Genomic DNA, 8,255 nt, shown 5'->3' with positions numbered 1-8,255 from the left:
GTCGCTGCCGGGCTTGCCATGAGGAGGTTGGGTGACAAATGATTCGAATTAATCTGTTACCGGTCAAGGCAGCCCAGAAAAAGGAAAAATTACGTGGACAGCTCGTCCTCCTGCTCGCGTGTGTTTTGATTGCGTCGGCCGGTTGTGCAGTTGTCTATCTGTCGCTGCTGAACAAGGTGGCTGAAGCCAAAGAGGAAAATGCCAGGAAAGAGAATGAGATCAATCGGCTCAAGAAACAAATTGGGGAAGTCGGTCGCTTCAAGAAGATGAAGGAAGAGTTGCAGGGCAAGCTCGACATTCTGGCCAAACTCAAGGAGGGTCAATCCGGACCGGTACATCTGCTGGATGAATTGAGCGGCAGAATGCCGGATAAACTGTGGATCAGCGCGTTCAAGTCGTCCGCCGGCGCCATATCGATCAGCGGTTTCGGTATGAATGAAGAGACCGTAGCGCAGTTTCTGCGCGACCTTGAGGCTTCTCCTTACTACATGAACGTTGAGCTGCAGGTGATCGAACAGGTTGCTCAGGGCGGACTCAAGCTCCACAAATTCGATATCGTTGGCCGTGTTGAAGCGCCACCCAAAAGCCCCGCGCAATAATGAGGTCTGATTGCCCATGAATCCTCGCGTAGAAAAACTGCTCAAGCTGCCGGCATATCAACGTGGTCTTATCCTCTGTGTGGTTTTGCTCCTTGTCATCGGCGGTTTCGCCTATTTCCTCTATTTGCCCAAACATGAGGAGTATCGACAGCTGCTCGAAACCGGCGCCACTCTGCAGACGAAACTGGAACAGGACCGGCGTATCGCCAGGGATCTGCCGAAATTCCAGGCCGAGTATGAGAAAATGCAGCAGCAACTTGCCGAGGCGCTGACCCAGTTGCCGAACGAAAAAGAGATCCCGTCACTATTGACCAACATTGCCTCTCTGGCCAAGGAACAGGGGCTTGACGTGTTGCGTTTCAAACCGAGTGGGGAAGTTCCTAAGGGTTTTTATGCAGAAGTGCCTGTCGAACTCAAGCTTTCCGGTTCGTTTCACCAGATTGCCCTTTTCTTTCAGTCGGTCGGTGAACTGCCGCGGATCGTTAATATGGGTAATCTGACCATGGGAGGCGCCAAGACGACAGATGGCCGGACTGTTTTGGCTGTCGATTGCCTGGCGACGACATTCCGTTTCATAGAGAGTCCGCCTGCGAAATAAAACGAAGAGGACAGCGATGACCCGCAAAAGGCTTCAGTTAATGATTATCGCTTTCGCGGCCCTTTTTCTGCTGTTTGGCTGTGACGAGGACACCCCCGCGCCACCACCGGCCGCACCGCGAAAAGTTGCCGCGCCACCTCCCAGGGAAGCAGCGCCACAGGTTGCTCCCGAGGTTGCAGCGCCTCCCCCCCCGCGGTATGTCTATGATCCTTCCGGGCGTCGCGATCCCTTCGAACCGCTGACATCGATAAAGAAACCGATCGCTCAGCAGGATGTTCCCTTGACTCCCCTGGAAAAGTTTGACCTGGGACAACTGCGGTTGATCGGGGTGATCCTTGGGAAGGGAGAGCCACGGGCCATGGTGATCGCCCCTGATGGTAAATCCTATATCCTGAAAAAGGGGATCAAGGTCGGCAAAAATGATGGAAGAGTCGTTGGCATCAAAGCCGATGCGGTTCTGGTTGAAGAACGTTACTACGATTTCTCCGGAGAAATCCGCAAGAGTGTCGAATCGATCCAGCTTCCTAAACGGGAAGGAGTTTAATGAAATGACTCGTTTGTTGACCATGAGGTTGAGTGAAAGAGTTTCTAGGGGCATTGCAACCGCTGGAGTTATGGTCTGCTTCCTTACCGGCGCCTCCACCTGGAGTTTCGCTCAAAGCGGGAGTGTGGCCAAGGAGATCAACCAGGTTCTTGCCGTTTCCGCCGATAAGGCAGACGAGCAGTCCGCGGTTCACATTACGACTCGTGATCCTGTCGGTTACCGTTATACCGTCTATGATTCCTCTGAACCCATGCGGGTCGTGATCGATTTCCCGGGTATGGATGTAACGGGGGTCGCCAGCCCGATCATGGTCGATTCGCCGCCTGTCCGGGAGATCCGCGTCTCTTCCTTCGACCTCACTTCGGGCCGTCTGGGGCGGGTCGAGCTTCTGCTTACCGCGCAAACCCCCTATAATATTTTGCAGTCCGGGAATGTCTTTCGCGTCAACTTTGCTCAGTCTCCTGGCGGGTCACCTTCCGCTCCCGCCGGTTCAACCGAGAAGGTGACGGCGACTGAAGGTGAAATGACGAAAGTTGCTTCCCCGGTTGTGCCTCCCAAAGAAGATCTGCAGACTGTTTCCACCAGTGATAAGCCCGAGGCGTCTGGGACTCCTGCCGAGCCATCGGTTCTCTCCAAAGTGGTTAAATCTGTCGAGGTAAAGGGCAATCAGGCCACATTGAATACTGGTGGCCGTATTGAGCGGTTTCAGCACTTCACCCTTGGTGCTCCCCCCAGGCTGGTGGTCGACCTTTTCGGAGTGAAGCCTTCTTTCCCTGAACGTGCATTCAACGCTACTCAAGGATTTAAAGGGATAAGGGTGGGGACTTACCCGGACAAGACGCGGTTTGTCTTTGATGCCGCTGGGGGGCGATTGCCCAAATATACCGTCGACAAGATGGGTAGTTCGGTGGTTGTCGGCTGGGGCGAGCAGGCTGCTCGGCAAACCCCCAAAACGAACAAGACCCCCTCCGTGGGCCCGGCAACCGTAGAGGCTGTCGACTTCAAGGTTGAGGATGGCAAGTCTCTGCTCTGGGTCGCCCTTTCCGGCCCGGCTGATGTGATCGATGCTGTGCAAAAGGATAATGTGGTTCAGTTTGGCCTGAAGAGTGCTCAGATTAGCCGCGCCTTGCGTAGAACAATCGATGCTTCGGCCTTTCCCAGTGCCGTGCGCTTGATCACCCCGTATACGGTTCGGTCCGGGAAAAGGCAGGATGTCCGGTTCACTGTCGAATTAAAAGGACCAGCCACCTATTCGCTGCAGAAAAAAGCCGGGGGATTGGAGTTCGTTGTCGACAATGGACCCTTTGCCGAGGCTGCGCCGCCTGCCGTGGTTCAAATGGAAGTTCCCGTTACCCCTAGTCCGGTTCTCGAGAGCCGGCCAGTTGATGCAATGGTTTTCTCTCCGCCGACCGCAGGGGAGCCATCGACATCGCCGGCTATGCCATGGTTGGAGCCGGAGAAGTACTCGGGGCAGAAAATTTCCCTGGTTTTTGACGACGCGGATATCCGTCGCATTCTGCAGCTTATCGCCGAAGTGAGTGATCTTAATATCATCGCCAGCGATGATGTTAAGGGAACGATTACCTTACGTCTGATCGATGTTCCCTGGGATCAGGCGCTGGACCTGATCATGGAGATCAAAGGTCTCGGTATGGTTCGCGAGGGGAACGTGGTCCGGATCATGCCCCAGGACCAGATCCGGGCAGCGGCAGAAACGAGACTGACGGCGGCCAGAACACAGGAAAAGCTTGAGGATCTTGTGACCGAGGCGATTTCTGTCAGCTACACGAATCTGGCAAATGTCGCCGGACCTTCCAGGGAGTTGCTGACGGAACGGGGCAAACTGACCGAGGATGCCCGAAACAAGAAGCTTATCGTCAAGGATATCCCTGCGGTAGTCGCGGAGATCCGCAGTCTGGTCTCGCTGTTGGACACCCCGGAGCGGCAGGTGATGATCGAAGCGAGAATCGTCGAGGCAAATTCCACCTTTACCAGAAATCTCGGCGTTTCCTGGGCTATTACTTACAATGACAATGACGCCGGTTCGGGCGACCTCAGCCGTGCGGCCGTATCCGGTGGGGGCAATTTTGTCATCTCTCCGCAGGCCGGCAATGCCGGCCTGGGGTCTGCCATCACCTTTGGCCGTACACTGATAGACAGTACGGTTCTCGACCTGCGGATTTCAGCCTTGGAGACATCGCTGCAGGGAAAGGTGATTTCCACTCCGCGCGTCTCGACCCTGAACGGGCAGGCGGCGACCATCAGCCAGGGGACCAAGATTCCTTACCAGTCTTCCGGCACCGATGGCCTACCCAAGACCGAGTTCGTAGATGCCAACCTTCAGTTGACAGTCACGCCGGAAATCAACCCCGATAACAGCATTATACTGGATATCGCGGCCAGCAACAGCACTCCGACCCTGGTGCAGGGAGCTACGGCCCCGGGTATCAGCACCAAGGAGGCGAAGACCAAGCTGCTGGTGAGGGATGGGGAGACAACGGTTATTGGCGGCATCTTTGTCGAAGACACCTCAGACAGTGAAAGCGGCATCCCGTACCTGCGGAAGATCCCGTATCTGGGCCATCTTTTCAAGTCCTCGACCAAGAGCGACAACCGTTCCGAATTGCTCATTTTCATCACTCCGAGGATTGTCCGCTAAGATTTTCTCTGCTAGGATAGGGCAACAGGTGAAAGGACAGGTCTAGGCCTGTCCTTTCTTCATGACTGCTAGCACAGGATGGGATCTATGAAATTGCGTTATCTTACCGCCGGGGAGTCGCACGGCCCGGCCTTGACGGCACTTGTCGAGGGAATGCCGGCGAACCTTGAGGTTGGTTCAGAGGATATCGATCGTCATCTGGCACGCCGGCAGCAAGGGTACGGTCGCGGCGGCCGAATGAAAATCGAGCAGGACCGGGTGCGCATTCTTTCCGGGGTTCGTTGGGGAAAAACCCTTGGCTCGCCCATTACTCTCGCCATCGAGAATCGGGACTGGACCAACTGGGAAAAAAAGATGTCGCCCCTGACCGAGGACCGGATGGAGGATGTTGCCGTCACCCAACCGCGTCCAGGGCACGCCGACCTCAGCGGTGTCATCAAGTACCGGCAGGATGACGCCCGCAATATCCTTGAGCGCTCCAGTGCCCGGGAGACGGCCGCCCGTGTCGCCGTGGGGGCGCTTTGCCACAAGTTCCTGATGGCGCTCGGCGTCGAGGTCCTGGGGTACGTCAGGGAAATCGGTGGGGTGGTGGCTCAGGCGGCGGCGGAAGCGGATCATCGCGCCCGGTTTGCACTCAGCGAGAACTCACCCTGCCGTACCTACGATCCGGAGGCCGAAGCCGGAATGATCGCCGCCATTGACCAGGCAAGGGATGCTGGCGATTCGCTTGGCGGCGTGGTAGAAGTAGTTGTCTTGGGGGCGCCGGTTGGTCTGGGGAGCCATGTGCATTGGGACCGGCGTCTGGACGGCCGCCTGGCCGCTGCGTTGATGAGCATTCAGGCGTTCAAGGGAGTGGAGATCGGGGCAGGTTTTGGCGCCGCGCGTCTGCCCGGTTCCCAGGTGCACGATGAAATCGAATACGGTCCAGGTGGTTTCGCCCGGCGGACGAATCGGGCCGGTGGTCTTGAGGGTGGCATGACGAATGGCGAGCCGGTGGTCATCCGGGGCGCCATGAAGCCGATACCGACCCTCTACAAGCCGCTGCAGACGGTCGATCTCAAGTCCAAGATGCCATTTCAGGCGGTGGTGGAGCGTTCCGATGTCTGCGCCGTGCCAGCGGCCGCCGTGGTCGCCGAGGCTGTGGTTGCCATCGAGATCGCCGCGGCCATGCTGGAAAAATTCGGCGGCGACAGCATGGCGGAGCTGCAGACAAACCTTGCGGCATATCGCCATCATGTCCAGTCGTTCTAAGGGTGACAACATAATCCTGGTCGGCTTCATGGGCGCCGGGAAAAGCACGGTGGGACGCGAACTGGAGCGGCTGGGCGGATTGAGTCTGATCGATCTTGATTCGGTGATCGTCCAGTTGGCCGGGCATTCGATTCCGGAGATATTCGCTGCCGAAGGAGAGGAGCGTTTTCGGGATTATGAAGCCGCTGCTCTACGATCTCTCGTCGGAGTTCACCGGACGGTGGTCGCCACCGGCGGTGGAATCATTGGCCGCGAAGAGAACTGGAAGGTCATGCATCAGCTTGGCACCATTGTTTACCTGCGCGCCGCATGGGGAACCCTGCGCAGGCGGTTGGCCGGTTCACAGGGACGCCCTCTCGGCGATGCCGGCCTGGAACAGCGTCAGGTGGAGGAACTCTGGCGCCGCCGACTGCCGCTCTATGAGCAGGCCGACATCAACGTTGATACCGACGGTCTTAATGCTCCAGAGGTAGCAACGGCCATTCTGCAGAAAATTGGAAGTCGTGAAGGGAATATCAATGCTTGAACGATTAACCGTCGGCCTTGGCGAGCGCAGTTATCCCATCTGGGTGGGGGACGGGATTCTGGAGCGTCTCGGTGAAGCGCTGCGTGCCGCCGATTTCCCGCGGCAAGTAGCTGTCATCACCAATCCCACGGTTCAGGGATTGTATGGTGAGCGCGTTCTGACTGCTCTGGCCCGCGAGAATTTTAACGCTTCAGTGATCACCATTCCCGATGGCGAAGAGTATAAAAACCTGCGGACTCTAGAACAGATCTACGACGCCTTGATCGCCAGAGGGTTTGATCGCTACTGTGGTCTTGTCGCTTTGGGGGGCGGAGTGGTCGGAGATATCACCGGTTTCGCCGCAGCCACTTTTCTGCGTGGTGTCCCTTTTGTCCAGGTGCCGACCACCCTCCTGGCGCAGGTGGACAGTTCGGTCGGCGGCAAAACGGCCATCAACCATCCTCTCGGTAAAAATCTCATCGGAGCCTTTTACCAGCCCCGGCACGTCCATATTGACGTATCGACGCTGGAGGTTTTGCCGGAGAGGGAGTTTGCCGCCGGGATGGCCGAGGTGATCAAATACGGCATCATCCGTGACGCTGGCTTTTTTGACTGGCTTGGCGAGCATCGCGATCATCTGCGTCGACGGGAGAGGGCGGCGCTGGTGGAGGCGGTAAAGAGGTCTTGCCAAATCAAGGCGGATATTGTAGAACTTGACGAAAAAGAAAGCTCCCTTCGGGCCATTCTTAATTACGGGCATACCTTCGGCCATGCTGTTGAGACCCTGGCCGGTTACGGCGAGGTCAGGCATGGCGAGGCGGTTGCCATCGGCATGATCGTGGCTGCTACGGTCGCCAAAGAACTCGGCCTCTGCACAGCAGAGCAGGTAGCGGCCATCGCCGCGCTGTTGGGTGCTTTTGAGTTGCCGGTCACGCCGCCGCCGTTCCCCCTTGAGGAATATTTGGAGGCCATGGGGCGCGACAAGAAGGTCAGGGCGGGAGTGCTGCGCTTTGTTCTCAATCGCGGGATTGGAGATTGCCTGGTGAGAGAGATCCCGGACCCCGAAAGCCTCTTCGCGAAAGTTCTGCAGTTCCCATCCCCGGACTGTCAGGTACGACTATGACTCCTAATGCTGCGGCCGGTTCTCTGCTCGGCAAGATCGCCGGATATGTCGAAATCCTTGCCAAGGACCCGCGCTCTACGGTCTTTGTCTCGCTGGCGGAGAGCTATCGGCAGATGGGTTTGCTCGACGATGCGCTGGAGGTGGCGACCAAGGGGGTGAAGGCCCTGCCTTCCTTCAGCCCGGGGTACTCGATCCTTGGCCGCATCCAGGTCCAACTTGGCAATGTCGATGCTGCCGCTGCCGCCTTTGAAAGGGCTCTGCTGATCGATCCCGAGAACCTCCTGTCACTCAAGGGCCTGGCCAGGGTCCGGATGCAGCAGGGGGGGCAGGTTGAGGCTCTGAGACTGGTGAGGCGGGCGGTCGCTCTCAAACCCGACGATAATGTGGCGCAGAAGATGCTGGCGGCGCTGGTTTCTTCCGCGGCAACGCCGGATTTGGCCACCCCCTTGCGACCCGTCGCTGCTGTCCATTCCCATGCTGATCCCATTTCTACTCCGACCATCGCCGAAATCTACATCCGGCAGGGTTTTCTCGGCCGGGCGATGAAGGTCTACCGCGACTTGCTGCAAGCTGATCCTCACAATGAAGAAATTCGCCAGAAACTGGTCGAGCTGAAACTGCGCATAGAGACACAGAAATCTGCCCCCGCAGCGACGGCTCCGGCCGACCTGGCGACGACCATTGTGGAAGTCCCGGTGCCCGCTGTCGATACCGCAGCGGGCTCGGAACCTGGTCCCGGGGAGACGGCGGCGGCGCAGCAGCTTGCAATCCTGACGCGCTGGCTCGATTCGATCAGCAGGAGGAGGGCAGATGTTCGGTGAAATTCTGAGGGGTATCGTTGACGGGACCAGCGGGGCGCTTGGCGCCATCCTCATGGGATACGACGGAATCGCCATCGATCAGCATTTCAAGGTGTGCGAGGGGGTCGACCTGTCATTGATCGCCGTTGAATATTCGAACGTGCTCAAGGAAATAA

Annotated in this window: 8 protein-coding genes; all 8 read left to right on the top strand. The window is 57.6% G+C overall.

What is annotated here, in order from left to right:
* The first annotated feature begins 38 nt into the window (after positions 1-38).
* The 8 genes from VD811_13790 (at position 39) to VD811_13755 (ending at position 8,100) form a co-directional block, all read left to right on the top strand.
* The gene (locus tag VD811_13790) at positions 39-599 is read left to right on the top strand and encodes a PilN domain-containing protein (GenBank protein HXV22054.1); all 561 of its coding nucleotides are present in this window, start codon (positions 39-41) and stop codon (positions 597-599) included.
* A 16-nt stretch (positions 600-615) separates the two neighbouring features.
* Positions 616-1,197: a type 4a pilus biogenesis protein PilO gene (locus VD811_13785; GenBank protein HXV22053.1), complete on the top strand. Its 582-nt coding sequence runs from the start codon at positions 616-618 to the stop codon at positions 1,195-1,197.
* A gap of 16 nt (positions 1,198-1,213) precedes the next feature.
* A complete protein-coding gene (locus VD811_13780; protein ID HXV22052.1) occupies positions 1,214-1,741 on the top strand; it encodes a pilus assembly protein PilP in 528 nt (175 codons plus the stop codon).
* Positions 1,742-1,745: 4 nt separating this feature from the next.
* Positions 1,746-4,400 carry a type IV pilus secretin PilQ gene (pilQ, locus tag VD811_13775; protein HXV22051.1) on the top strand — a complete coding sequence of 885 codons (2,655 nt, stop codon included), beginning with the start codon at positions 1,746-1,748 and terminating at the stop codon, positions 4,398-4,400.
* A gap of 87 nt (positions 4,401-4,487) precedes the next feature.
* Complete coding sequence (aroC, locus tag VD811_13770; GenBank protein ID HXV22050.1) at positions 4,488-5,651, top strand: chorismate synthase; 1,164 nt, start codon at positions 4,488-4,490, stop codon at positions 5,649-5,651.
* The gene (locus tag VD811_13765; GenBank protein HXV22049.1) at positions 5,635-6,177 is read left to right on the top strand and encodes a shikimate kinase; all 543 of its coding nucleotides are present in this window, start codon (positions 5,635-5,637) and stop codon (positions 6,175-6,177) included. Before aroC ends, VD811_13765 begins: the two co-directional genes overlap by 17 nt.
* The gene (gene aroB, locus VD811_13760) at positions 6,155-7,279 is read left to right on the top strand and encodes a 3-dehydroquinate synthase (protein ID HXV22048.1); all 1,125 of its coding nucleotides are present in this window, start codon (positions 6,155-6,157) and stop codon (positions 7,277-7,279) included. The genes VD811_13765 and aroB overlap by 23 nt, the downstream gene beginning before the upstream one ends.
* The gene (locus tag VD811_13755; GenBank protein ID HXV22047.1) at positions 7,276-8,100 is read left to right on the top strand and encodes a tetratricopeptide repeat protein; all 825 of its coding nucleotides are present in this window, start codon (positions 7,276-7,278) and stop codon (positions 8,098-8,100) included. Before aroB ends, VD811_13755 begins: the two co-directional genes overlap by 4 nt.
* Positions 8,101-8,255 lie beyond the last annotated feature (155 nt).

Source organism: Desulfuromonadales bacterium, assembly GCA_035620395.1.
Taxonomy (GTDB): Bacteria; Desulfobacterota; Desulfuromonadia; order Desulfuromonadales; family DASPGW01; genus DASPGW01.
This window is presented reverse-complemented; position numbering and strand designations above follow the sequence as displayed.